This window comes from Microbulbifer regidiadema (SeqCode) (assembly GCF_052466995.1).
Window position 1 is genome coordinate 474,479 of sequence record NZ_CP174297.1, and the last position, 25,456, is coordinate 499,934.

Here is a 25,456-nt window from a genome sequence, read left to right on the forward strand (position 1 = left end):
TCTCGAATAACGGCGATGAAAGAGACCCGGAGTGCGACGTGGGGAGGTTTTGTGGTGTCTACCTATTCCTACGCCGGTATTAACCGGATCAGGTTCAAGGGTTTGTCGCGATAGACCAATTTGGTCTCCAGACATCTCAGGCAAGGCCACCCCTTAGGTTTTGCGGGCGCGATGATAGCAGAAACTGATAGATCCAGTCATTGGCTATGGGTAGGTGCCTTAAACTGTCATTACGGAAGTACCCAATTCCAATAGGAAAGAATGAATACACATATTTGCACCTTTAAACGGCATTCATACCTTAGGTGGGCGCGAGTGGGTTATTCTCTTCGTTTTTCCTCTCTAGAGAAATTGGTTATTGTTAGTCAAGTTTTTTCCAGAAGGAGCTTCTTATCAAGTGAAATGGAAGTGTGATTGCTGAGTCAGCGCCCATAATAGATTTCAGTTTGTAATATTTTGTAATTTAAACAAATTCTTTGAAAGACCTTAATATCCATTGTAATCGATATTCGTAGACATAAACTGCATACTTATAAGGTGAGGAGTGTTGATCGGAAGAGCAAATATGCCAGTGTAATTAAGGCTGAGAGGAGCTTTAAGAGGGAAAATATATGATGCTTATAAATAGCCAGCTGAAAGAGGAGAGTAAAGACTCCATAGAGAACACAAGCAGTATTCAAGTATTACATCAGCCGGTGAATTTTGATTCAGTCGCCAGAATGTGGGCGAATTGTTGTATTTGGATGAAGAATGTATGTGGTAATTCAAGATGTCAAACAAGAAGCTGTGAAGATGGAGTAGGCATTTGCATGCAGGAATATGTAAATTTATATAGATCATATTCAAAAAATTTACATGAAACATGTTCTCCTCTAAATAACTTTTGCAATTTTTCTACGCTTGAGCGAATTTATGTTAATGAGGGTGCATTATTGTGTCATTTTAATGCTGCAGTAGATTGTAGCTATGATTTTCTACTCTTAAACATATCTGGGGCTTCTGAAGAATATAAACGTGTAGAACATGTGATTGTGGTAAAGCTTAAGAATTGTAAAGGACGCCGCTGGCTAAGGTGGTTATCGCCATGCTGTATGTTTGATCCTATCTGTGGGCAAAAGCAGTTTAAAACACATGAAGATATGGCAAGAGAAGTATATGGTTCGATATCAGCGTTTACTACAAATTGGAGTAGAGTGTTGAGTGTAGGGTTTACGGCAATTCACGAAGTAGATATCCAGAACTTATAAAATGTCAAAATATACACCCATTACGTACCTGGATATGTTTTAAGTATAATACTTATCCAACAGTTGCTATCCTTCCTGATATATATTCTCTTACTAACATAGCCGGTCTCCATGTCACCTTCACGTCCCACAAGTCAATTTAGCTATTCTTTAAATTCACAGCCCTAACCGGCTCATTCCTGTAAATGACATAAATATTTAGTGATGTGGTTTTTGCATTTGAAAAATCAATTGCGTAAATATTGTAATATTTTGTAATTTTCCAAAATTAAATGAAACGGAAAGCTACGGCCTGTAATCGACAGTTTCGGCTGTGTTGAGCACAATAAATTTAAACCGGTAATTTACTTGTGTGATTCCCGGGGTAGGGCACAAAAGACTGACAATATGAAATCGTGGAGGCGATAATGGCAATACAGGACACTATTCCAAAGTCAAGGATGACACTGCGGTATAAGACTGAAATCAATGGGCAACCTGAGGACCTTGAGCTTCCATTAAGAATACTAATAATGGGAGATTTTTCTGGGCCAAATGGAAGCAAGCTTCCCCTTGCAGACCGTAAAATTATAAGCTTTAAAGGCAATAATATAAATCCTGTGATAGATAAAATGAATGTCCAGGTGAGCGTAACCGATGCAGATGAAAGAATACACACAATACCTATAAAGGATGTTGATTCATTTCACCCATTTAATGTTTGCAAAAACATTTCGTCGCTTAATGATATGGTTCGCTCAAAAAGGGCGCTTAACACCCTTCTTTCCAGTATTAATAATAGTGCCAAGTTCCGCGATGCCCTTAAAAGCTTAATAAATAATAGGGAGGCAATCGATGCACTCAAAGGCGCCCTGGAGTCCAGTTACGGAGAAGATAGCACTTTGCCGGCAAATCTAATCAGCCACCAGCCACAAGTTGAAGGAGGTGAAGGATGAGTTCAAATGTTCTTACAGTGCCCAATGAGCATGTGGTGGATTTAGGCTCCAGTTTAAATTACATGCCAGAAACAATTGAGTCGCTTTTAGATAAAAAGGTCCGAATCCAGAAGTCGAGAGAGTTAAAAGAGCAACTTACATCTATTTCCGAAAGAGTAAAAAGCTACGATGAGGGAGATAGTTTCGAACAGGTCAAGGGATGTATTGATGAGGTGAGTGAAAAATGTAAGTCTGTTCAGGAGTTTGTAGGGCAGCATACAGATCTTTTGGATAAAAGTATGACCAATGCTCTAAATTCAACACTACAGTCTCTTGAGCCAAATCTTAAGGGTGCATTTACGGCGTTTGAGGAATATGACAGCAACCCGGATGGCGTGGTGGAGCTGGAAGTGGCTGCACGAGATGAGGCAAAAAAAGCTGTAAAAAAAGCCAGGAAAATACACAAGCAAGAAGTGTTTCTTACTGACTTGCTAAAGACAAATAAAGGTCTTATTTTAAACGACAATGAGCAGGCAGCAGACTACTTCCTGGGGTGTATGGCAACTGCACTGTTTAATGATATTTTGCCGGCTAATGACGATGATGGTTTAGCAATGGCAAATATACGTCAAAAGGTCTCCAATGCCTGCGCTGATATAGATGAGAAGATAAATCAGCATGTCAATACAATTATCCATAATGATAATTTTAAAGCGTTAGAATCCAATTGGATGGGATTGCAAGGTCTGGTAGAAAGCACCGATTGGAGTGCTAATGTCATGATCGATATCCTTGATTGTACCAAAGAAGAACTTCGAGATGATCTGCAAAACAATTCCATGGATCTAACAAATAGTGAAGTTTTTAAAAAGATCTATGTTTCTGAATATGACCAATATGGTGGGTCTCCCTACGGCTCAATCATGGGGTTATATGAGTTTGATAATAATGATTCTGATCGTCGATTCCTAAGTACAATGGGTAAGGTTGCAGCGGCTAGCCATGCGCCCTTTGTATCATCGGTAGGTCCAAGCTTCTTTGCTTGCAATGACATCAAAGAATTGTCTGAAATCAAAGATTTGGAAGCACATCTTAACCACCCAAGATTTGAAAAATGGAATCAATTTAGAAACTCCGAAGAAGCCGCATATATAGGGTTGACATTGCCCAAGTTCTTGCTTCGTGCACCTTACGAGCCTGAAGCAAATACTGGTGGATTTGGATTTGAAGAAAAAATAGATGTTGCGGAGGGGCACAAAGATTACCTCTGGTGTAATGCAGCCTTCCTATTTTGTAAAAATATGATTCGTTCTTTTACTGAAACAGGTTGGTGCCAATATATTCGGGGGCCCAGAGGGGGCGGTACCGTCGAATATCTTCCTCGCCACTATTTTAAACTGAACGGGCAGCAGGAGGTAAAATCACCAATAGAAATAACCATTCCAGATTATAAAGAGTTGCAGTTCTCTAATGCTGGATTTATCCCCCTGATATATAAAAAGGGATCTTCAAATGCTTGTTTCTTTAGTAGTCAATCCATTAAGAAAACCAAGAAATTTAAGGATCCAATCGACTCCCAAAATTCCCAGTTGGTTGCTAATTTATCCTACACGATGTCAGTTACAAGAATTGCTCATTATATCAAATGTATTATGCGGGATAATATAGGTAGCACTGCGACTGAAGACTATATTAATTCATCGATTGAAAACTGGCTGTCGCAGTACGTTACAACCGTTGTCAATCCAGATGATTTGACTCTTCGTTACTACCCATTTAAATCAATAAAAGTAGAAACAGAAGAGCAGGAAGGGTTAGTGGGGTGGTACAGCAGTAAAATTTCTGTAATGCCCCATAGGCAATTTGAAGGAATGGATGTGGAGTTGAGTCTGGATGTAAGGACTTAACTAAATTTTATTAAAGTCTGAATCAATAGAAAATAGAGTAAACCTGGAGGCGAAAATGGCTGCTGAAGTTCATAATTTAAGTGTGTTACAAGGCTTCAATGCTGCAAAAGATGATCAATCCCCATATGGTCATATGACAAAAATGATTGTTGGGAAAAAGACTCTTGAGCAAAATATTGAAGTTCCAGATTTTTGTGGAATAGATGGTGGTTCAGATGCGGGTTCTGTTGAGAAGATATCCAAGACTGCAGGAATTCTTGAGTCAGTTTACTACTCGGGCGGATACGCAGATCCAATAGAGATATCATTTTATACAAGCTATGAAAATAGAACCATTCTAGATCTACTGCGAAAGCGAGATATGGAATGTACTGATGTTGATTTCGAACTCTTCTGCGCAAGATATGATCCGGTAGCTGGAAAGTATTTTAAAGCAATGCATACCAATGCAAACTATAACAAAGGTGAAATCAAGAAAGTCTACAACGGATCTTCTGATACCACTGAGTTAGCGATAGACGTTGCTCAGGAATCTACTGACATTATTCAAACACCAGAGTTATTTCGAGTGTGTATAGAAATCAGCCCCAAACCTACGGCACAGCAATTCCATCTGGCGGTGAGTGAAAGTGCTAAATATGTCAAGCCTTGGGGCGTGAAAACAGATACGGGGGGAAGTTAATAATAAATAGAGGTAATGCTCTTGACCTGATGGGCGGGGTGCGTGCGGTATATGTATTTTATATACCGCTACGTATCTAAAAATCAATGTCTGATTAATTGCTGAGCCAAGATAATTGGCTGGCAATGAACTACAAACCAGAAAACATTAGTATTTATACTGCGAGGATATGTCATGTCTCAAGACAGCCAGGCGCCCGTAAAGTGGGAAGTGGGGCAAGCACTTTTGCCAGAGCATTTGATGGCCCAAGAAAAGTCCTTAGTTGCTGAAGCTTCTGGACGTCAAGAGCTGGCAGGCTTACCCAGCTATGGAATAAGCAGTATTGAATGGGACACCAGTCTTCTATCTAACGAAGCCATTTTAAGTCTATCTACTCTAAAGCTAGTGACAAAAAAAGGCGAACTGGTTAATTATCCAGGCAACTCGCTACTTTTAACTCCACCTGTTGAATTGAAGCAGGCTTCTCAACCTACTGTTATATATCATATCCTACAAGAACGCCCTCTTGATAAGTTGCAAACAGTCAAAACACTTACGCCAAAAGTGGACGCTATAAATCGCCGTTTTCTAAAAATTGTCCTATCGTGTGAGCAGGTCCTGCCTAGAGAATATGAATATTTGTTGGATGATCATGACCTGATGGAAAGTGGTTGCTTAGGGAATTTTGAAAAACCATTTGATGATGGATGGAAAGTTTCACCGAGATATGTTCCCCCACTTTTACAAGTTGGAAATAGTCCCTATATGCTGGACATGTTGCAGCAACTTCTCACAGTAATGCTCCGTTTTAGGTCTGATCTGCGCCAGGAGTTTGGGGCAAGAAATTTACCTAAATCAATGTTATACAGCATAAAACAGTGCCTGCATGCAATACAATCTAATATAAGACTGCTTGAAAATTTAAACATATCGAAAACGAAAGATGGAGAGTTGAGGTTACATCCATACTACCTTTTTGAGTCACTTCATGCTCTGCTAACTGACCTAATGCTATATCGAGGCGAGTGGCCGGAGCGTGATCCTCAACCCTACCGACACAGAGACTTGGCTGGTTCTTTCGAGTATCTTATAAATCAGCTGAATATGAGGATGAAAGTAGAAAACTGTGAAAGCCAACTTTATGAATTTGTACTCAAAGATGGTATTTATTCGGTTCCACTACCTGCATCCCTAACAGAATCAGAAGTGCTTTATTTTGTTGTGGACCTAAATAGCCAGCCTCCAATAGATCACACCAATACACCAGTGATTACCAGTATAGATCGGTTAAAGGATGTAAATAGTTATGCGCTTGAGGGGGTTAACCTTGAGCACCTGAAAAACCCGGGCTTTGGGTATGAGTTCGGCCGCGAAGTGCAGTGTTTCAGGTTGGGTCAAGAGGCAGAGCGGAGATATCTACACCGGGATGGAAGTGTGGGTTTCTATGCACAGAACACTTTTAAATTAATGAATTTTTACTTGTATCGTAAGCTCCCTGAAGGGCTGGATGTAAATTGATTGTTTAAGTTTTATTGTGGTGAAAAGTATATACAGCTATAGGAGTGGGTATGGGGGCTCTATTCTGTCGCATAGAATTAAATAAGAAAGACGGTGTTGTTATAACTGTTGATAATCAGTCGGGCAAGATAGTCCATAAAATAGAAATCAATAAGGACTCGATTACAACAACCAGTAAAGGATCTTCGGATACCAGTAAAATAGAACAAAAACCTGAGTCGGTTTATATTGACTGTAAGAAGTTTAAGTTAACTGCAGAAACCATCGAGTGTAAGGCCAGTAAAAGTACCTTAATGAAAAGTGATAGTTCCTGTGATATTGAGTCAGGGAAAACGACATCTATTAAGTCGGGCCAGAAAATGAATATAGGATCTGGTTCTGTAAATGTCTCTGCAAATACAAATGTTAATATTTCAGGTTCAATGATTAAGCTGCAATAGAAAATAATTGGGGGTCTGGGTTCGATATGGAACTAAATAGCAAGTTGATTCAAGCCGTGAGTGATGACGTTGCCTATGTTCAGGACTTTAAGGATAGTTATACTCAGCGTTACTCCCATATATCCTTAAATGAATGCAGTCAGGAGATAAAGCAGCTGGTTGAATCAGTGGCACTGTTGATGGCAAAAAATAGAATTTCTGGTGAGAATGCAGTCGCATCCCTGTATCAGAGATTGTTCAGTCAAATATATCCGTTTTTAGCGTCGCCTTTACCTGCACTTGGTCTTTTTAAATTTGATGGTTATCAAATTTACGAGCCGACGGATATTGCTCCTGGAACAATGGTCGTGGTTAGTAGTGAAGATAATCAACAAGCGTTATTTAGAACCCAGTGTAGTCACACCATATACCCGGTAAAAATTTCAAATTTATCATTGAAGAGGGAAGGCCTGGTTGGCTCTAAATTTGAAATCGAACTTCAAAATACGACATCTGTTCCGGGCGCGTTGAAAGAGCTTAATTTTTATATTAATGCCGGTGAAGATTGGGGGGAGAATCTAAGGTTCAAAAATGCTGTAAGTGACCCAGAAACCCGAATTTTTCTGGAGCTAAGTAACGGGAAGAGGTATGAATGCAGGATTTCCTTTGGCAAAGTTCAAGAAGACAATGTAAATCCTTTGTATGAAATGCGTCAGTACTTTCAAATGCCACAACTTCATTCCTTTATGAAAATAGAGTTCAATCAAGCACCTGAGGAGTGGAGTGATGGAAGAATTATAATTCTAATGGAAGCTGAATGGCCAAAAAATGTAAGACTCAGTAAGGATCTCCTCCAGCTCAATGTAGTGCCTGCGGAAAATTCCCAGTATGAGGATTCAGAGATTATATTAGTGGATGGTACAAAGTCTCAACACCCTATCTTGGCGCCAAATGCAAGTGATGAGCTTGAACTTTATAAAGTTGAAGGTATTTTTAAACTTAATGGAAGTGATCGTATTGCCATTAATCCTAGCTTTGTTAGTGAAGATGTTGAGACTTACGATTTGTCAAAAAATACGAAAACTGGATTGTATGAAATAAACTTGCGAATGCCGAATGCATTTGATATGCCAGAGCAAGTGGTGGCTGAAGCTCTTTGGCATTCCCCCCAATTTAGCAACCATCTTTGGAAGCCCCTAAAGACCCGTTTTTATGATCGGGATATAAGTGGCGTTTCTTCAGGTGTACTACCGAATGTACGGAACCCTATAAGCCCCTACCAGCCAATGACTGAGTTGACAGCAGAGCAAAATATTATGTTGTCAGCTATTAAGAATAAAGTTCGCCTCGAACTACAAGATCTACTTTTATTGCTGGATTCTCTCGGGAGTGTATGGAAAGGTGAGTATAAGCCAGTGCGGATATTATTGGATTCTCTACGTGATGTTGATAAGGACTTTACCGACAGTAGTGGCAGGGTAAAGTCTGGTATTCATTATATATTAGGCTTCAAGAGCATAGAGGAATATCTTCGCCCACTAGTTTTGGATTTTCTGGATCAAGTGGAAAGGATTCTGCAGATTTGGGTGACCGATCTTCCTGTAAAGCTCAGTGGTGATTTTTGTGTTGTTGGTCGGCATGACTTGGATCATAAAATTGTTACTTAAATTTATTAGTCGGTGTGGATATGAATATAGAGCAATGGAATTCAATTTATACTTTTGTACAGGCAAGGGAAACACGATTGGAGAGTGGCAATGCAGAGGAGTATAAAAGTAACCTAGATAAGGGCGGTGAGCGTTTAGCTCTATTTGAAAGTTTGCTCTTAGATTTAGCTAGCTGTGAACGTAGTTTGATGGCGCTGTTGGCATCCAATATTGTCAGGGATATTATTACTGTCTTGGCTATCCATACTGATGAAATTGTTCGAGTGGAAAGCAAGCAATCGATAAATGACTGGAAGCTACTACAAGAGTCAAAAGGCGGGATAAATAATGGAGGAGTATACTTTTTTGACCTTGTTGAGCAGGAGCTGGCTAAAACCTCTCCGAGCATTGAGGTGTTAGAAACCCTCTATTTCTGTCTGCTATCTGGCTACAAAGGGAAACATTTTGATTCAGAAAGCAGGCTTAAAGAAGTCTCCGAGCGTCTGCAAAGACGCATAAAATCGATAGTTCAAAGAAATGAGTATTCTAAAGTGATTGCCTTGGAGGAATATTACCCCAATAGTGTAGATGATGTGCATGGCGATAAAATTGAGGTTGCAGAATATACGGCACCTGTGGGGCCAGACTTTAAAGGGACTCCCCAAAAAGAAAATTCAGAAAATAGCTGGAATCTAAAGCCTTACAGGAAGCGACGTAAACGTTCTGGTGCTTATGGAGTAATCTAATGTCCTGGATATTAAATAATAGTATCAGAGCTAGGTTAAGTGAGTTTGATTTGCTTGCTTTACTCCAGCTGTTGGATTACAAAGGTTTTTCCAGCAAAGATATTATGTTTATAGGCAATAGTAGCCTGACCTCGCAAGAGCGTATAGTTGAAGACGTTGTCATACATGATGACGGAGTTGACATTATAGTTAATTTTGGTTTGCTGGGCGCTCAGACTGTTCTGCCATCGCGCTGGATCAAAAAGCTTGAGAAATATAGAGGCGTTAACGAGGCAACTGAAAAAGTTCTTGGTCTTTTGGATCACTTTATTATAGTGGACTACATTGCTTCTGCCTATCCAAGCATCAATACTGCACTTTTTAAAGATTGGAGAACTACAGCAAGGTATCACTTATCTTTGGAAAAGTATCGTTGTAGTGCAACTTTTCACTGGGTCTTTTCAATTGTTTTCCCAGAATTCTATGTTGGGTTGAGCTCCGCAAATCAAACAATTAACAAAAGGTGTAATGATGTAGTCTTTGGAGAGGGTCTTGACCCTCAGGTTGTCTCCCTGGGAGGATGGAGGAGGACTTTAACTCAGGCCCAAAGTGTTGTGTTGAGACACAAAGCAAAAAATTATAGAGCTAATTTTGATTGGCAGAACGAAATAAAAAAGAGGCTAAATAGGTATATCCTTCCAATAATCAGCGGCATGGAGTTATCAGTTAGTGTCAGGTTATTAGAATACTCTAGATATTCAGGTTTTGTTCTGGGTGGGGATAGCCTTATAGGTAGAGACTCAATAATAAGTGATACCGGCGAACTAAAATATATCAATATTTACGAAGGGGTAAGTAATACATATAAGTCCAAGCCTGACGAGTCCAGCTGGAGCCGGGTATGTCAAATCCAGCCTTAGAATACCTTAGAGAAAATGCTTGTATTGTCGATGAATTGTCTAGCCTAACTTTGGATGAATACTTTGACAAAATATCAGGCGATTGGGTTAAAGGTAATTTCTCAGCAATTGTTGATCTTTGTGATGAGATTATTCCCGACGATATCTACGATGTCCGAATTGTTTTCTACTATCTATACTCTTCCTGGGTCCTCTCCAAGCAGGAGGTTCATTTAGATATATTGGAAGTTACCTACTCTTTAGTGGACGGATTTCTTGAGGATCATGAGTTCAATAAGGGATCAGAGAAAAAAATTGTCAATAATTTTTACGAATGTCTAGCGGTGTTTTGTAAAAAATTGGCCAAAAGGTTGGAACGTTTCCCTCCCTCCATTGATGGCGATGAAGAAATAATCTCTTCTATTTGTGAGCTGTTAGAAAAGTTACAAGAACGAATATCCAAGAATGAAGATTTTACTTCTTCATTTAAGTCTATAAGTTCAATTATAGAGTTGTACTTGCCGTTATTGTCTGAGGTGGAGTCCAAAAATAAGGGTGTACAAGACTGCCCGAATGGTGAGGAAGTTGGTGAAAGACAGATGCCTTCTTCCACCTCAGATTCTGGTACGCCTCCTGTGGATCTTGTGAGCGGGGCGTCATATTACCTTACCGAGTTGTTGGAAAAAATTTCGCTTCTTAAAAACTTAAGTGAAAGCAGAGAGGAATATAAGGCTGCGATTGTTGTTGAAGATATTCGTTATTCTCTTGCAAATTTTAATCCCCTTGTGTATTTCCCTGACTTGTTTCGAAACTATACCGAAATTATTGCAAGAAATGCGGACGTTTATGCAGGGTATATTGCAGAGCATGAAGAGAGTCAATGGCAAGCGTTACAGCAGTGTTATATGGTGGACAGGGAGAGTTTTAAAAACCTATCGGTGATTCCGGCAAGGATAACTTCTCAAAGACTGGAGCACTATGAAGATGAATCCGATGATGTGTATCAATAGCGTTGGTTAGAGTAGATAAATCTTACCTGTATTTGGTTCGATTTATCTATATCAAGCAGGTAAAGGGAGGCAAATGTGCTGGCATCGACAATCGAAAAGAAAGAATATGGTGATCCAGATCTCCTGTTGATAGAGGCAACTCTAAAAATCGAAGGGAGAGTAGAGAAGCTGTCCGGGACTTCCATCGATTCATTTCATGCTGATCTAGAGGTGTATGGATTTAAAGGAAGTCTATCATTTTCTTATGACGTTGACTTTAAGCAAGATACCTTAATTGAATCATTTTCATCTGAGGCCCCAATCTGGATTGACATTTCAATTATTCCAGTTTTCAAGTTTGGGTCAAAAGTTGAACCCATAAAAATTAAAGGGTTGGTGACCGAGAAGTCGGTTGCTGAGCGGCGAAATGAAGTTCTGGAAGGGCAGCCTGTGCTGGTTCGTAATTACACAGTTAATTTTTCTGATCCTGCCTTTGTACTTTGGAAGCAGCACTTTCCCTGTGAATTATATACCAATAAAAGTATGCGTAAAGTTATAGAGCAGCAGCTATTTGGTATTTTGTCGGTAGATTTTAAGTATGAAAAATTGGCAGAAGTTTTACCCATGATTACTTTGGGACTGGGCCTTACTTATCCATATCAATGCCAGAGTACAGGTGGATTCCACTCTGTCAGCTTTTACGATTTCCTTATGTCTTACATAGACTCCATTTTTGGGGTTTGGCTATATGATTATAGCACCCACACCTATAAAATTTCTGACCACAAACCAGAACCTAGGAGCAGTAAGGCATTTCTGCCTAACGAAGTGACGGCGCTTAGAAGCTACTGGCCTGAAACACCTAGACATAATTTGCAGATGCTGAATGGTATAGCTATTGGATCAGATCGTAAATTGTTTAACGTACCAACTTCACTGAAAGGCGTACGTAAAGATTTTCTGTATCGGGAGCCGCTGAAGAAAAAGTTTGATGAATTGAAAAAAGTAGATGAAAAACGGTTTAAAGAACATGGAGTTGAGCTTCATGGCGCTTTTAGCCAGTGGCCCCTAGAGACGTACTTTCCTGGTTGTGAATTTTCTGTTGAGCCCAAAGCTTGGGGACAAAATTTGCTCTACTCAGGAAGAAAATACTGCTGCTATCGAGTCAAAATTTCTGCAGAGCAAACTGATGGCTCTAGAAAGAAAGCTGAGATTACAGATAATGCTACATATCGTTTAAGCTATACATTTTATGCAGAGCAAGCCGAAAGTCCTAAGATCCATATGCCAGATATTCAAACACCATCAAGCTCATTTTATGTTGAAGGGAAAGTAGTGAGTGGAATTGGATCAAATAGTGAACTTACTTATGATTTGCAAAAGAATAAGAATACCGAGCAGTTTGAATACCAGGTCTACATTCCTTTGTTTGACCAGACAATTAGAGTTCTATTTGAAACGGACAATGCAAATCCTCACCTTTATTTCCCTCTATATAGAGATACGCGAGTACTTGTTGCAATGGACCTTTATCAAGCTGTAATTGTGAGGGTGCTTGATTGGGGTCGGCATAGCCGTTTAACCCCGGACACTCAGGGGAATCATCTCCTTTTTGGAAAAAATGACACTGACCAGACCTCTGTTAAGCATATTTATCAACAGGGTAAGCCAGAACTTCATATTAAAAGAACCAAGGGAAAAGATACTGAACTGCTTCAGATGAAAGAAGGAACCTTAATTTTACAAACTTGTGAGGAATAAACTATGCCACAGTGTGTTTGTGCCGGTGCTGTACTCAAGTGTTCGTTTGGTGCGGCACCCAGTACATTGGCGGTGACGCCAGAAAATAGAGTATTACTATCAATGCCTGCGGCAACTATACGAGATAGTATCCCGTTAAAAAATATTATGCCGTTTGGACCCTGTAGTTCAATGTCCTTTCCTGCAACTGCATCAGCCACTGCAGCGGCCATGGGTGCTTTGACACCGATGCCTTGTATTCCATCTATTTTATCGCCGTGGGCAAAAGGTGATCCTAGTGTGTCCCTGGCAAATATTCCCATACTCACGAATGACAGTAAACTAGCTTGTATGTGGGGTGGTGTAATTTCAATACAGCAAGCTGGACAAATGAAAGTGGAGGCCGTGTTATGAATCGTTCTATGTTAACTGGTTGTATTGTACTGGGAGTTGTATTTTTACTTTGTGCAGTAACATTCTTGATCATAAGGCTCGTGTTACACTGGGATGCTGAAATCACAGCCAACTTACTGAGCCACTTGAGCCTTATAGCGGTTATCTTTGCCTGCATAATTGCCCTATTTCTTATTGGATATGCTGTTTATTCAATTTTTCAATCCCGGCGTCATTTTGTTCGAAAATTACTGTTGATAGGACATTCACAGCCTAAAGATATTATTGTGAATGAGTATATCAAGAAGAATTTCCCCCTGGAGAGCCTCGAGCCTGTGTCGGTCCCAGCAGATTTCATTGGCAATGTATTACCGAAGATTAAGTGGCAATTGCAGCGACTACGAGGGGCATGGTTTTTACCTGCACCAAGACTATTATTAACATTCAATGTGTTACATCTACAGTCAATGCAGGATGGGGAGTTAGAAAAATATCTACACGATATTGTCAGTCTTTCCTCTGAGGTTTCTCCATGGGGGAAAAAGCTTGAGGTGCACATATTGGTGCATAATATGGATGTGATAAAGGGGTATTCTACCGTTCACACTCAGTTATTTAATAGTGAGGTGTTTTGGAGTGTTACTGATCCATCTTCTTTTGATCTTGAGTTGTTAAGTTTGGTTCAGTCTAGTTTGCACCAACTCCCTGATGTTAGTTCTGAGAGGTTCTCTGATTTATTAGATTTCTCTAATTCAGTATCGGAGAGAAAAAAGGAAGTGTGTGATCTATTAGAGGGTTTGGTGGTAATATTTGGTCGGAGAGTTGATATTGACTTGGCTTGTTAAGCCAGCGGAGTCCTGAAACGGTATTTATTGTTAGTCTCCATAGGCTGTTCGGCATTTTTTATAAAAGTTTAAGACTGAAGAATATATGATTTATTTGGAAGAAAAAATGTCGACGGCCAACCATTTTTAGCTTGCCGATCTGAGTATGAAGTATGCCAGTAGCAATATGAATTGTGCGCTCGAAATACTTGCTTTGGTTTGGGGCTTGTTTCTTATGCTTGTTTAAGTTCTGCTTCAATGCTTGGCACGTCCTAATGCCCACCGGGCCAAAAGAAGCGAATGCGTGGTATTTAAGGTGCACCGTAAACACATCCCTACAATATAAAAATCTTCTCTATACCTTATAAGGCCACGAGGGTATGGAAATCTTTCCTTTCGAGGCACTTAAAAGAAGTGCCAGCTGCAGAGTGCCCAACTATTCCTTGATTGAATTCATGGTGCGTACCTTCCGTACTACTTACCTGTATCCAACTCTGAAGTGCATCAGTTAATCATCTGGAAAAGAACAGTCAGCTGAAGGTAACATCTGCCGCCTCTTCTCCGCCAAGAGATTAAGTGATGAGCTGACCGAAGAGCAACGATGTCAGATTTGGGCGCTAAATAAAAGTGATTGGAGTCAAAAGTCAACTCGAGGACACATCAAGAACGCCATCAGTATTGAAGAGCGGCCACAGGTTGTCGATGATAAATCGCGCATCGGAGACTGGGAAATTGATACCGTTATAGGTAAAGGCCATAGCGGTGCTCTGGTCACCATTGTAGATCGCAAGAGCAAATTTACCCTCTCTCAACAGGTTGAATGCAAGACAGCAGAGTTAGTTGCTCAAGCAACTATTGTATTACTTGAGCCATACAGGGACTTCGTACACACGATTACCGCCGATAACGACAAAGAGTTTGCTCTGCACGAGAAGATTAGTGAGGCTCTGGATACGAAGGTCTATTTTGCGCATCCGTATTCATCTTGGGAGAGAGGCCTAAATGAGAATACTAATGGCCTGCTGCGTCAGCACTTTCCAAAACAAACTGATTTCAAGCTTGTGGACCAAGCAGATATCGAAGCAACTATTGAGTGCCTAAATAATCGTTCGAGAAAGATGTTGGGCTATAAAACCTCGAAATAAGTCATGGGAGAATATACGGCTGCCGCACTTCAGAGCTGAATACAGGTTACAAGAGGTTACAATTGAAATCAAATAAAGTCGAATGCATGAGTTGCGAAAATATTTCATACAAAAATCACTATTCTATAGAATATTTTCTTGCTGAATTCCTGCTTGGTATCCTATACTTGCTGTATGGCTAGTTTTAGGGGGTCGACATAATATTAGATGAAGGTGGGCCTAAATAGAAACTGTTCTGAATCGTGCCAGTGATTTAATTTTGGTAGTTGAATTCTTCCAATAGCACCTATTTATTGGTTGGTGGTTTAGGTTTTCTCACTAGTTTATTTGCTAGAGCTATTTTGTCGGTTGTTTAATGTCTGGATTTTATGTATCTAGCCATTGTTTTTAACTCCATAGTGGTTTCAGCTATATCAATCATAATTTTGGGGGGATCATGGGACTATTAGTTAACTCTAAAACTAAGCAGAGAATTTATTTGAAATCAATTCACTCAATGGGGAGGGATGCTGAATCTTGTGATACAGCCCTATACTGCCCGCTTTGCTCACGTCTACAGTGTGTTATTCGTTATCAGAATTCGGCTTGGTATCTCTACGATGAAAGTAGGAATGGAACCTATTTAAATGGTGCCAAGTTATCTGCTGGAGGCACTCGCCTGAAGGAGGGGGATAGTATTTCATTCCCTGGGGATCAGGGAAACAATTGGACTTTGGAGGATACATCCAGCCCATCATCGGTATTATTATTCAATGGCGGTGAGCAATATATTGAGTTGGATAAATGTAATGCGCTCCCGAATGAAAGGCATCCTGAGCTTTTGATAACCAGGGAGGAAGACTCATTTCACTGGTTTATAGAGCAGGGCGAGTTAGTTAAGCCATTGAGGGGAGGGGATAGACTTTACTTCTCAGGGCAGCCCTGGGTATTTTATCCTAATGATATGGTGTTGGAGACCCAAGTATATCAGATTCAAGACACCAAAGATGATCTGCATTTATTTTTTGGTGTCAGTTTAAATGAGGAGAATGTTCAGCTCGTTACCTCCAACCGAAAAATTGAAAAGGATATGGGGTATAAAGTACACCATCAACTATTAGTTATCTTGGCTCGTCGACTGATTAGTGATGGTAATAGTGGCTTTCCTCTAAGAGACAGTGGCTGGATAGCTACCGATTTACTGCTTCGTGAGCTAAGGATTGAAGCTGCTTATCTGAATATTCTAATATATCGCTGTAGAACTGCATTTGAGCGGGCGGGTATCAAGCACCCGCCCATAGATCGGCGCCAGGGAGAGTTAAGGTTGAGACCATGCAGGGTATCTATTCAAAAAGGCGAGGATCTGGTTGAACACCTGCCCAATATTGATGGATCCATAGCTTCGCCTATGTGTTCAGGATTTGGTTAAGGTAAATTATTTTTCTCGGATGCCAAAATGTTAATACCGGAACAGAAGGAAAGAATATACTGACCGGAGATATGATGTGGATATGTCGCGGTTAATTCGCAATTGCTGCTCAACTATATTGTAGCACTAGGCAGTATATTCTTTCCTTACACTTTAACAACACTAGATATTATCTGTTTCTTAACTTTAACTTCATCCATTTGTGTTGAGATTTATTAGAGGTTCTGATGTTATTGGATTGTCCGAAATCCAATTTATACAGTTGTCCTTGTAAGGCTTTTCTTATTGCTTATATGTTTTTAATGCCTTTTGGGTGATATGTTACCATCAGGGATCTATTTATGGCGGATTTGCTTTCAGGAATTCACCATGTGACATATCTTATATGGTGATATCTTTTTGCGGCATATATTCTTTTATATTTTCTGTGTTTAGTTTCAGGTCGTGTGTAAGCATATATTCTACGGTCCTTCCAATTGAGTAAATATCATCGGTTGATATGGTTTTTGTGGATGTTTTTGTAATACCTTGTTCTTCTTGAAGGTAAATGGACAGAGAAATATTGCACAGTCTTCCATCGCAGTTCAATTCACTTATAATGATTTCATCAATATCGAGCTTTGTGGGTTTTGTGTTCAAAGTTGATACTTCTCGCCACTCTTTTTTAGCTGCCAATTTTCGCTTTGGGTCCAGAAGTACTACTTTTGTTATTTCATCTAGTATAATATCAGATATTAACAAGTAGGTACTTAATTTAGGACCTTGAAGCAGGTTATCAGTACTATTGATTTGCACTGGCGGAATTATGAGTGTGCTGTAGATAGGGGGCTGTTTTTCTGGAATCAACATACAAAATCCTATGGTCATGATACTTACCAGTAAACCTCCCATTATCTTTAAGCTTGGCCGCTTACATTTGGGCTTGTAGGTGGCTATTTGCTGTGTTGCGATTAGCGCTTCACGCCGTAGTTGAATGTTTAGTAGTGTTTTTATTGTATTTCTGGCGGACTGTAATGATGGCCTTGATTTAGATTTTTTTGATAGCATGTATCTTGCCAGGCAAGTAAGGTCACAAGTAGTTAACTTGGATACACTGTGTAGCATCGGTGGAGTTGCATATAATATGTTTTTACGGGTTTCTTCCAGGCTGTCATGCACCAAAAATGGATGGCATTTAAAAAGGTAAACATATATTAGAAGCCCAACAGCAAAGATATCAGTAGATTCCTCTACAGGTTGCCCCAAAATTTGTTCTGGAGTGAGACACTCCCATGATCCTTTGGTAGTTTGGGCTCTTTTATATTTTATATGTTCTGTACAGAGTTTCTCGGAAACACCAAAATCGACAACTTTCACCTGATTTTCTGGTGTTATCAAGAGGTTACTGGGTTTTAAGTCCAAGTGTAGCAACCCCTGTTTATGTATTGCTTGAAGGGCTTCTAAAACCTGCAGAATAAAATGCAGAAACTCAGTCCTTGTCATCATTGAGATGGACTGGGTGGTGACAGGTTGACTGGTGTCAATAAGCTCCATAATAATGACTACATATCGATCATTATGTAATACATCGAAAATTTTTATCACATGGGGGCTGTCACACTTTGCTATGGCTTGTGCTTCCAGCAAGGTTGCTGATGTATCGAACTGAATAATTTTTATGGCTACATTGCGCCTCAAGTGTTTGTCATATGCTTTAAACACACTTCCTTCCCCGCCTTTACCGAGAAACTCAATCAAATCATAGCGGGTGTGGTCTAGCGGAAGTTGTTTTATATTCATGAGTCAAATAATCTAATAGCGTAAAATTTATTTGTATTATAATTTGAAGGGGTTAAAACTTATGCGCGGTTCTCCTTGATTGAGTTGGGCCCCAAGCTCTTTGGTCTATAAGGGTTGCTATCTCCATTGAATGAGAGGAGGATTGGGGAATTTATGGGTTTACTTGTATTAAATCTTATCGCTATTGCGAGCTGTTGAATTTACCCCGTGTAAATGATAACTATTTTATTGTTGCCTTCGGGCTACCCTAACTGTTTTTCCTAGGTATTGTGAATTTAATAAATGTTGCACTTCAGCGTCAATTCAAAATTTTGTATGTTTTAATTTCATAATCCTGAATTCATCTAATTCCAAATTATTTGAATTTTGGCATGGAGATTGAGAGGCAAGTATTCGCTAGTCCTGGCGCTACTAAGGAATTTTGGAGGGATAAGACGGATTTCAGGGGGCTACGGCAGCCGACAGGGATGGCATCGCTGGTTTAGGGTGCGAAGTAGTGGCAGTCAAATAATGCTTTATCGGTTGGCAATAATTTCATCCCGATGTTTATATGGGCTAGACGCGTGTTATACAGCTTATAATAACGTTGGAAGTTTAAAGACATAAGATACAAATCCCTGCCCAAGTAGAGCATTTTCAGTATGGATGCTTCCCAAGCGGTACCCTTGGTCCTCAGATGCTGGGACAGCGCTTTCCTTCAGGTAGTAAAGATGCAAAACTACTGTATGAAGTTCTTAGGGCTGCCATTTTTTGATCCAAGTAAATTAATAAAACGCTCGACAGATAATAAAGCTAGCATCAAAAAATTGACCATTACTGCCTTCCAGAATGACAAATTCTACAGGTTCTATAGTGGTAAGGTTGAGTATTTTTTGATTAGTGGTTTTTTAAATGGCTCACTCAAAGACTCGAAGATAGGTGGCCACTACGGCACTTTTATAGTAGTGACCAGCCAGCCCCTAGCTGGCAAGATCGGTGGTAAGCGGCTCTTTATGGAGGTTACAGGAGATTTTTAGTTGCTGGCGAAACCAACGGTGTACTATGTCACTATTACAGATCTTGGGCCACACCAAATAAATTTCCAGTGGGTCAATAGGGCTGGGGAAAGGGAGAATCTGGATGGGGTTGTTCCTGGCAAAGAGTTGCGCCATACCTTCGGGCATGGTGCAGAGGTAGTCTGTATTCAAGATTACCGGGATCATATTCTGGAAGTGAGAGACCCGCACGGCAACTTTCCGCCCCAACTGATCAGCCTGAGCTTCTGATTTCCCCGATTGGCTGTTCCCCCATTCCCCCATATGATTTTCCAAATGGGTCAACCCCATTTTATTTTGATGTAAGGTAACATGCTTTTCAGCGTTGAACTGTTCCCTGGTAATATTCAGCCTAACCCGGGGATGATCATTCTTGGCGACCACTACAAGGCGGTCTGAGGCTATGTGTTCCGCCTGTAGCTCCTTGGAGTCCACCGGCTGGTAATATAGAGCGAAATCTACCGCGCCGTGTTTCATCTTTGATTCCAGGCCACCAACCTCTAATGGTGAAATCTCAATGGTGATATTGGGTGCTATCGATTCAAGGTGCCTGAGCAGGTTGCCCAGGAAAATAATTTCTGCATAGTCTCCACCAATGATGTTGAAATTTCGTCTCTCTACGGTGGGATCAAAGTTAATTTTCTCTTCAATTTCTTCCCGTATTTGATTTAGTGCCTCACTGACAGTTGCATGAAGTCGCTCTGCCCTTGGGGTAGGCGTAAAACCGGTACGTTTGCGTATAAACAGCTCATCCCCGATGGTGTGTCGCAAACGTTGTAAGGCAGCGCTCATTGCTGGAGGGCTCATGCCAATACATTCCCCCGCTTTGCCGAGCTGACCATTTTCCATAATGGCTTCAAATACCGGTAACAAATTGAGATCTATCGATCTAAGGTTCCGTTTCATACTTAAATTCCATTGAGTTAGAACATCATACAGGTTTTAACTTTCTCTGTATTCCGGGCACAACAAGCGCTCCTCCAACAAATAAAGTGGACACCTAAATACTGACCCCGCCTAACATCTACCAGCAATAGAATAACGGGTGGAAAGGGGATAGCTGCAACCTGCGCAGGGTAACGATACCATATTTAGGCGCCAAAATGAAGTTGCGAAATTTTTGCTTAGATGCTTGGTCGAATGAATATGCATATGTAAAGCAAAGAAAAAATAATAATTATTCAATAAACTTTTAACAAGAGGGTGATGTGCTAAGGCCTCATTGGAAATTGGTGAATATAAGGGGAAGTTGGTGTTTACTACGCATACTCAACGTCGAAAAATATCGATTTCACCTAGTGTTAATAAATAAAATTTGAGCTTTCTGGTAGGGGCTCCCTGCTCCGCAGGTGCGCTCTTGGGTACGCCGTTCGTGCAGTAAATTCCCCTGAGCGAAATTGTAATTTACAAAATAATGAATTGACGCAACTATGCAGCGGCTTCTACCCTGAAAATGTAAACCTCTACTGCGACAGGTCAACTTTGCCAGGAGAATTCCAGGGTGTAGGGCAGTAATAAGGCTGGTTTTTACTCAAAGGCAAATCTTGGTGACTAATTTTTAGGTGTGTTGATCGAATAATGACGAGAAGTTTTAAAAGGTATAGTAGTGAGAATCCTAGTTGGGTTCCACCTGCTTACTCCGGAAAAATTATTCGCTTAATAAGTGCAGCTAATAGTCAATATTGTTTCTATAAATGAGTGGTTCCAGCTTGATCGTTTCTTAAATTTTCTTTTCCGAATAGATAGTCCACAGAGGGATTTATTATGACCAAGCTTTTCAAGCCCACTTGCCATCTTGCACTGGCTACAGCCCTGGCTTTGTGTTCACTCGCTGGAATGGCAGCAGAGTGTACTAATGAGGGATATAAGAATGTCCTTTACGAGCAGCCTGTATGGCTTGTGGGTACATTTGGTGTGACATCAACACTTCCTCCCGGTACTGACGATGGCTCCTGGTTTAGTACACCACTACCTGCAGCGAGCACCCTGACTGACGATGCCTACTTCTCTGAAAAGCACCCGTGGAGCCAAGATACTATTTGGTGGGATGCCCGTGTTGCCGAATCCAGTAATAACGAAATTATCATTACTCTGGATAGAACCTACTTAATTATCCAGCTCAAGATTCAGGCAGATAACAGCGATATTTATACCGTTTATTACCTTGATGAAAATGATACCTGGCAGAGCGCCTGGGAAGCGGGGCCCACTAACCAGTGGGGCGTAACAACACGAAACTCAATCGACTCTATCCCTACCTTTGCAACTGATCGAATTAAAATTGTTGCCTCTGAGGGGGATTACCAATATTCGGTGTCTGAGATTTATGGGCGTGGGATTGCCTATGACTGTGACTAGATAAGTGGATTGGGGTGGTAAATATTTGATGTTAGGCTACTGGTAGAAATGTATTGCCACTGGATGCTTTTTCATTATATTTTTATAGTTTCTGGTTCTGGGATTTCAGCCTGGGGCCGGAAGCTACTGGGGATAGGTTTGATTGGTTTTGGAATGGTGGTTCTAACTAGTTTGGGGGAATAATGTTATTGATGTCTGCATTGGTGGCTATTTCAGTTTGGCTTAAGGGGAGGAGGAAGCGCAAGTCCGGGTTGTGAGGTTCTCGTTTTCTCTTCTTTCCATTTCTGCTTTTTTGGGTTGGGGTATTGCTTTTAGGTGAGTATTCCGCCGCTCTTGTGGCCGTTCGGCTGGTTTCTTTTTTTTGGTTTTTATCTGGGTGCTTGGTGGGGGTTGGGTTTTCTGTTGTTGTGTTTTTTGTGGGTGGTTTTTTTATTGAAATGTTTTGTAACGGTTTGTAATTTTTTTGCAGTTATTTGGCGTATGAATACTGTAAGTCTCAAATGAGTTTCATTGAAAACGGTTAATGCTCTAAAGTAATTAGGGGTGAGGATTCACTTAATCGCACTTGCGATAGTGATCCATAGTTATTTTTATGTTTTATCTCCGTATGCAAAAATGCTTGCTGAAGGCTATTTCTGCTGTGTGAATGTTTTTGTTGTTTAAAACGCCGATTTATATGAGGCAAGAGTTTGCCTTTCTTGAGCTGGTTTTAAGGTTTAAAGGGTCTGTGTAATTCCCTGTAATTTCTGTGAATTTTTTGCAATAAATAAGAATGCTCTGTAATTGAGTGATTTGTACATTTTGTGTATTTTTGATTTGCAATTAATTTCAAGTGAGAGATTTTTTATGCCGATACTATTTTATCAGTCATTGTGCTCAAATGGCGGAAGTGTAGATTTTAATTCGTCGGGGGAAAAAATGGTGAGCCGGGGCAAGGGTAATACTTTATCAAAAGCAATTGAGTATGTGAAAAAACATAATTTAAAGGTTGGTGGTGGGGGTGGTGATAATGATAGTGAGGCATCATTTAGCTCCGATGTGAGTGCATTTGATGAGGGGTTACAGGTTGAAACACGTTTGGTAGATGTATTTGTTGGGTTGATTAATGATGCATTGAAAAGGATGATAGGTCACTCAAAAAGAATATATAAAAAGGAGCCGGATATAATTTGTCTTGGTGAGATTCCTTGTGTGCTAGCTGATAAATTTATATCAGGAGATATTTTAAATAGTTATGAGGTGGCGGATAATCTTTGCACCCCAAAGGAAAGTAGGCATGCATTTTTAATTTTGCACAAGAAAGGTTTTAAACTTACTGTCACCCGTCCAACTAAAAATATTAAAGCAGACACTCATGCAAGTTGTGTGGTGGTGCAAGCAGAGGAATCCAAATCTCAAAGTGATAAGTTTAAAACGACAATTTCATTTGTCCATGTTCCAAATGAATTGGCTAGAGAAAAGAAAAAAACCAAACCATTTTATACAAAAAAGCATAAGATTGATACGGAACAGGTTCATCCCGACCTAGTTATAGGTGATACAAACCAGCCGCAGTCTGATTGTACTCATACATGGCTAACGGGCAAGTCTGGAGGCACTCCTATCACTTATGCGCCTTGTGTTAGAGATACAGGTTCGAAGGTATTGGGGGAGAGTGGAAATGAAGCCACTGGAAAAACAAATTGCAATAGAGAAAAGCCTTATGATGTTGGGGTATATCAAATATCCACTTGCAAAGCTGAGCTCAACTACGTAACTTATTTGGCCAAATACAAATCTAAACGTCGGATGGAGAGGAAAAAGGCAGATGAGGGTGTAAAAATTATGAAGTGTGCTGTGTTTACAGACCACTTAGGGATGCTGGTGAATTTGGTTCCAAAAAATGGAGATGTTAAAGTTCCTTATTTAGAACCTAAGCAATCAAGTGAAGGAATCAGTTCGCGTGTCACTTGTATGGCAGACGACTGTAATGGAGCTGACTCTAGTGTAGAAGAATTGGTACTTGAACCTTTTAATGCAATGCCCAATGGGAAGCGTAGACATCCTAGCTCTAGTAGTTGTTCATCTTCGAATGCAAGGCCTGATAATAAACGTAGACGTCGTGGCAATAATGCTCGTCCACACATTTCTGACTCTGATGACTCTGACTCTGATTACAATTAATAATTTATTAATAAATTAATTATTCCGGACACCCATAGATTGGAAAGAGAAGCCAGTTACATAAGACAAATTCTGGACACCCATAGATTGGAAAGAGATTCTATTATATGACAAGTGTTGATTCAGGGATGATTCAGGACGCCCATATATTGGAAAGAGATTCTACTTATATGACAAGTGTAAATTCTGGGGTGGCATTACTTCTGATCTAGACGCAAGAGGTGAGAAACACCGAGGATTCGCATCCAAGATCCGAGAAAGTTTGTATTGGGATAAAAACCAGCACACGGAAGGTAGAGGGTTTAGAGTAGGGCTAGATTAACACGGGCCAGCTGAGAGGAAGTGGCGGCAGTTGCTTATGCCGTGTACCCAGCGTTTATTAAGTTGGCTACAGACTAGAGATGGTTATTGCTGGACACCCATAGATTGGTTCATAGATTGGAAACAGATTCCATTTATATAACAAGTGTAAATTCTAGAGTGGCATCACCTCTGATCTAGGCGCAAGAGGTGAGAAACACTGGAAATTTTCTTTTCAAGATCCGAAAAAGTTTGCTTTAGAATAAAAATCAGCACGCGAAAGGCAGAGGATTTGGAGTAGGGCTAGATTAACAGGGGCCAGCTGAGAGGAAGTGGCGGCAGTTGTTTATGCCGTGTACCCAGCGTTTATTAAGTTGGTTACAGGCTTGTTGCACTGCTTCTACTGAACCCACCAGGCCTTTAAAGCGACTTTCAAAATTGCGGTTTAAATATAGCCAATGCTTGGGCGGGATACCAAGCCGCTCTAGGATGGGAGGCGTCTTCTCGGCAATACAACCCCGTTTTCTGGGATCTAAATGTCGGCCACTCCAGTCCACAAGCTGCAAATAGTGATCCAATTGAAAGGGCAAGCCTTTAGGCATATTCAGGCGCTCACCGCCTACCAGTGGCAGTAGCTCTTTGGGCTGCTCGCCTGTGATTGCTGCACGAATACGCCGTTGAATCGAGGTATGACTGGAATCTTCAGGCGCTTTTGCCATATTGGCCCGGATAGGATTGAGATCAACATAAGCCATGCAGGCGGCAAGCGCTTTTTCATCCAGTAAAGCCTGGGACTTGAAGCGGCCTTCCCAGAAACGGCCTGTACAACAGTCTTCGACATTGGCTTGACGAGCGATAGACTCATTCAAACAGCGCATAAACCAGCTCAGATCCATCAAGCGGTCTCTCCATAGAGCGATGACTTCCTTTAGTTTTCTCATTTCACTTTGATCGAGGCTGTCCCCTTGAAGATAGCGTAGGGATAAGTTGGAAGCTTTGAACAGTTTTTGCCAGCGGAGAATAACTTCGCTATCAGGCCAATTCAGCGCTTTTTCTTTATCGATATAAAGCACGATATGGTAGTGGTTGCTCATTACAGCATAGGCGGCGATATCAAGAGCAAAGATTGAAGCCAGGTCGTGCATTTTGGACTCAATCCACTCGCGGCGATGCTCATAGTTATTGCCAGATTCCTTATCTTTACCACACAGAAACGCTCGCCTAACACAGCGGGAGACGCAGTGTGAGACTTGGGCGTTGCAGGGTAGGGGCATCGATTTGAGTGTTATGTGTATAGTTATACGGTGTTTGTATTCCGCAGTATCTGCAATGTCAATATCTTTGTGGCTTAAAGCGCCGACTTTGGTGGTGTCCAGAATAGGCGTGT

At 40.6% G+C, this 25,456-nt stretch carries 19 protein-coding genes, 1 pseudogene and 1 riboswitch; of the genes and pseudogenes, 17 read left to right on the top strand and 3 right to left on the bottom strand.

Annotated elements, in window-relative coordinates:
* Positions 1–48 precede the first annotated feature (48 nt).
* Positions 49–164: riboswitch (TPP riboswitch) on the bottom strand.
* Between the two features lie 447 nt (positions 165–611).
* The 15 genes and pseudogenes from ACJJIK_RS02025 to ACJJIK_RS02095 all read left to right on the top strand — a co-directional run bounded on the left by ACJJIK_RS02025 (position 612) and on the right by ACJJIK_RS02095 (position 16,435).
* On the top strand, positions 612–1,247 hold the full coding sequence (locus ACJJIK_RS02025; protein ID WP_444944027.1) for a hypothetical protein: 636 nt from the start codon (positions 612–614) through the stop codon (positions 1,245–1,247).
* Positions 1,248–1,654: 407 nt separating this feature from the next.
* Complete coding sequence (gene tssB / locus ACJJIK_RS02030; protein WP_444944028.1) at positions 1,655–2,182, top strand: type VI secretion system contractile sheath small subunit; 528 nt, start codon at positions 1,655–1,657, stop codon at positions 2,180–2,182.
* Positions 2,179–4,068 carry a type VI secretion system contractile sheath large subunit gene (gene tssC / locus ACJJIK_RS02035; RefSeq protein WP_444944029.1) on the top strand — a complete coding sequence of 630 codons (1,890 nt, stop codon included), beginning with the start codon at positions 2,179–2,181 and terminating at the stop codon, positions 4,066–4,068. The genes tssB and tssC overlap by 4 nt, the downstream gene beginning before the upstream one ends.
* Positions 4,069–4,123: 55 nt before the next feature.
* Entirely contained in the window at positions 4,124–4,750 is a 627-nt protein-coding gene (locus ACJJIK_RS02040) for a hypothetical protein (RefSeq protein WP_444944030.1), read from the top strand.
* 174 nt (positions 4,751–4,924) lie between these two features.
* Positions 4,925–6,247: a type VI secretion system baseplate subunit TssK gene (gene tssK / locus ACJJIK_RS02045; RefSeq protein WP_444944031.1), complete on the top strand. Its 1,323-nt coding sequence runs from the start codon at positions 4,925–4,927 to the stop codon at positions 6,245–6,247.
* A 50-nt stretch (positions 6,248–6,297) separates the two neighbouring features.
* Positions 6,298–6,687: a hypothetical protein gene (locus tag ACJJIK_RS02050; RefSeq protein WP_444944032.1), complete on the top strand. Its 390-nt coding sequence runs from the start codon at positions 6,298–6,300 to the stop codon at positions 6,685–6,687.
* Positions 6,688–6,713: 26 nt separating this feature from the next.
* Positions 6,714–8,333: a type VI secretion system baseplate subunit TssF gene (locus tag ACJJIK_RS02055; protein ID WP_444944033.1), complete on the top strand. Its 1,620-nt coding sequence runs from the start codon at positions 6,714–6,716 to the stop codon at positions 8,331–8,333.
* Between the two features lie 20 nt (positions 8,334–8,353).
* A complete protein-coding gene (locus ACJJIK_RS02060; protein ID WP_444944034.1) occupies positions 8,354–9,058 on the top strand; it encodes a DotU family type IV/VI secretion system protein in 705 nt (234 codons plus the stop codon).
* Positions 9,058–9,957 (top strand): hypothetical protein, encoded by a 900-nt coding sequence (locus ACJJIK_RS02065; protein WP_444944035.1) that lies wholly within the window; start codon positions 9,058–9,060, stop codon positions 9,955–9,957. Before ACJJIK_RS02060 ends, ACJJIK_RS02065 begins: the two co-directional genes overlap by 1 nt.
* Positions 9,939–10,946, top strand: coding sequence for a type VI secretion system protein IglI family protein (locus ACJJIK_RS02070; protein WP_444944036.1), 1,008 nt, complete (start codon positions 9,939–9,941; stop codon positions 10,944–10,946). The genes ACJJIK_RS02065 and ACJJIK_RS02070 overlap by 19 nt, the downstream gene beginning before the upstream one ends.
* A gap of 75 nt (positions 10,947–11,021) precedes the next feature.
* Positions 11,022–12,686 carry a hypothetical protein gene (locus ACJJIK_RS02075; protein WP_444944037.1) on the top strand — a complete coding sequence of 555 codons (1,665 nt, stop codon included), beginning with the start codon at positions 11,022–11,024 and terminating at the stop codon, positions 12,684–12,686.
* A gap of 3 nt (positions 12,687–12,689) precedes the next feature.
* Positions 12,690–13,079, top strand: a complete 390-nt coding sequence (locus ACJJIK_RS02080; protein ID WP_444944038.1) for a DUF4280 domain-containing protein — start codon at positions 12,690–12,692, stop codon at positions 13,077–13,079.
* Positions 13,076–13,903 (top strand): hypothetical protein, encoded by an 828-nt coding sequence (locus ACJJIK_RS02085; RefSeq protein WP_444944039.1) that lies wholly within the window; start codon positions 13,076–13,078, stop codon positions 13,901–13,903. Before ACJJIK_RS02080 ends, ACJJIK_RS02085 begins: the two co-directional genes overlap by 4 nt.
* Before the next feature lie 620 nt (positions 13,904–14,523).
* Positions 14,524–15,027: pseudogene (locus ACJJIK_RS02090) on the top strand (IS30 family transposase); the annotation flags it as partial.
* 436 nt (positions 15,028–15,463) lie between these two features.
* The gene (locus ACJJIK_RS02095; RefSeq protein WP_444944040.1) at positions 15,464–16,435 is read left to right on the top strand and encodes an FHA domain-containing protein; all 972 of its coding nucleotides are present in this window, start codon (positions 15,464–15,466) and stop codon (positions 16,433–16,435) included.
* Between the two features lie 381 nt (positions 16,436–16,816).
* On the opposite strand, the gene ACJJIK_RS02100 is transcribed toward ACJJIK_RS02095, so the two are convergent.
* Both ACJJIK_RS02100 and ACJJIK_RS02105 read right to left on the bottom strand, forming a co-directional pair.
* Entirely contained in the window at positions 16,817–18,214 is a 1,398-nt protein-coding gene (locus tag ACJJIK_RS02100) for a serine/threonine-protein kinase (protein ID WP_444944041.1), read from the bottom strand.
* 959 nt (positions 18,215–19,173) lie between these two features.
* Positions 19,174–20,154, bottom strand: coding sequence for a LysR family transcriptional regulator (locus ACJJIK_RS02105; protein ID WP_444944042.1), 981 nt, complete (start codon positions 20,152–20,154; stop codon positions 19,174–19,176).
* A gap of 858 nt (positions 20,155–21,012) precedes the next feature.
* On the opposite strand from ACJJIK_RS02105, the gene ACJJIK_RS02110 reads away from it, so the two are divergent.
* The gene (locus tag ACJJIK_RS02110) at positions 21,013–21,606 is read left to right on the top strand and encodes a hypothetical protein (RefSeq protein ID WP_444944043.1); all 594 of its coding nucleotides are present in this window, start codon (positions 21,013–21,015) and stop codon (positions 21,604–21,606) included.
* 783 nt (positions 21,607–22,389) lie between these two features.
* Positions 22,390–23,769, top strand: a complete 1,380-nt coding sequence (locus tag ACJJIK_RS02115) for a hypothetical protein (RefSeq protein WP_444944044.1) — start codon at positions 22,390–22,392, stop codon at positions 23,767–23,769.
* A 608-nt stretch (positions 23,770–24,377) separates the two neighbouring features.
* On the opposite strand, the gene ACJJIK_RS02120 is transcribed toward ACJJIK_RS02115, so the two are convergent.
* The gene (locus ACJJIK_RS02120; protein ID WP_444944045.1) at positions 24,378–25,214 is read right to left on the bottom strand and encodes a transposase; all 837 of its coding nucleotides are present in this window, start codon (positions 25,212–25,214) and stop codon (positions 24,378–24,380) included.
* Between the last annotated feature and the right edge of the window lie 242 nt (positions 25,215–25,456).

What these genes read in the sequence shown, in the direction of transcription:
- ACJJIK_RS02025 (WP_444944027.1), top strand. Translation starts at nt 612, where the DNA reads ATGATGCTTATAAATAGCCAGCTGAAAGAGGAGAGTAAAGACTCCATA.
- tssB (WP_444944028.1), top strand. Translation starts at nt 1,655, where the DNA reads ATGGCAATACAGGACACTATTCCAAAGTCAAGGATGACACTGCGGTAT.
- tssC (WP_444944029.1), top strand. Translation starts at nt 2,179, where the DNA reads ATGAGTTCAAATGTTCTTACAGTGCCCAATGAGCATGTGGTGGATTTA.
- ACJJIK_RS02040 (WP_444944030.1), top strand. Translation starts at nt 4,124, where the DNA reads ATGGCTGCTGAAGTTCATAATTTAAGTGTGTTACAAGGCTTCAATGCT.
- tssK (WP_444944031.1), top strand. Translation starts at nt 4,925, where the DNA reads ATGTCTCAAGACAGCCAGGCGCCCGTAAAGTGGGAAGTGGGGCAAGCA.
- ACJJIK_RS02050 (WP_444944032.1), top strand. Translation starts at nt 6,298, where the DNA reads ATGGGGGCTCTATTCTGTCGCATAGAATTAAATAAGAAAGACGGTGTT.
- ACJJIK_RS02055 (WP_444944033.1), top strand. Translation starts at nt 6,714, where the DNA reads ATGGAACTAAATAGCAAGTTGATTCAAGCCGTGAGTGATGACGTTGCC.
- ACJJIK_RS02060 (WP_444944034.1), top strand. Translation starts at nt 8,354, where the DNA reads ATGAATATAGAGCAATGGAATTCAATTTATACTTTTGTACAGGCAAGG.
- ACJJIK_RS02065 (WP_444944035.1), top strand. Translation starts at nt 9,058, where the DNA reads ATGTCCTGGATATTAAATAATAGTATCAGAGCTAGGTTAAGTGAGTTT.
- ACJJIK_RS02070 (WP_444944036.1), top strand. Translation starts at nt 9,939, where the DNA reads ATGTCAAATCCAGCCTTAGAATACCTTAGAGAAAATGCTTGTATTGTC.
- ACJJIK_RS02080 (WP_444944038.1), top strand. Translation starts at nt 12,690, where the DNA reads ATGCCACAGTGTGTTTGTGCCGGTGCTGTACTCAAGTGTTCGTTTGGT.
- ACJJIK_RS02085 (WP_444944039.1), top strand. Translation starts at nt 13,076, where the DNA reads ATGAATCGTTCTATGTTAACTGGTTGTATTGTACTGGGAGTTGTATTT.
- ACJJIK_RS02095 (WP_444944040.1), top strand. Translation starts at nt 15,464, where the DNA reads ATGGGACTATTAGTTAACTCTAAAACTAAGCAGAGAATTTATTTGAAA.
- ACJJIK_RS02100 (WP_444944041.1), bottom strand. Translation starts at nt 18,214, where the DNA reads ATGAATATAAAACAACTTCCGCTAGACCACACCCGCTATGATTTGATT.
- ACJJIK_RS02105 (WP_444944042.1), bottom strand. Translation starts at nt 20,154, where the DNA reads ATGAAACGGAACCTTAGATCGATAGATCTCAATTTGTTACCGGTATTT.
- ACJJIK_RS02110 (WP_444944043.1), top strand. Translation starts at nt 21,013, where the DNA reads ATGACCAAGCTTTTCAAGCCCACTTGCCATCTTGCACTGGCTACAGCC.
- ACJJIK_RS02120 (WP_444944045.1), bottom strand. Translation starts at nt 25,214, where the DNA reads ATGCACGACCTGGCTTCAATCTTTGCTCTTGATATCGCCGCCTATGCT.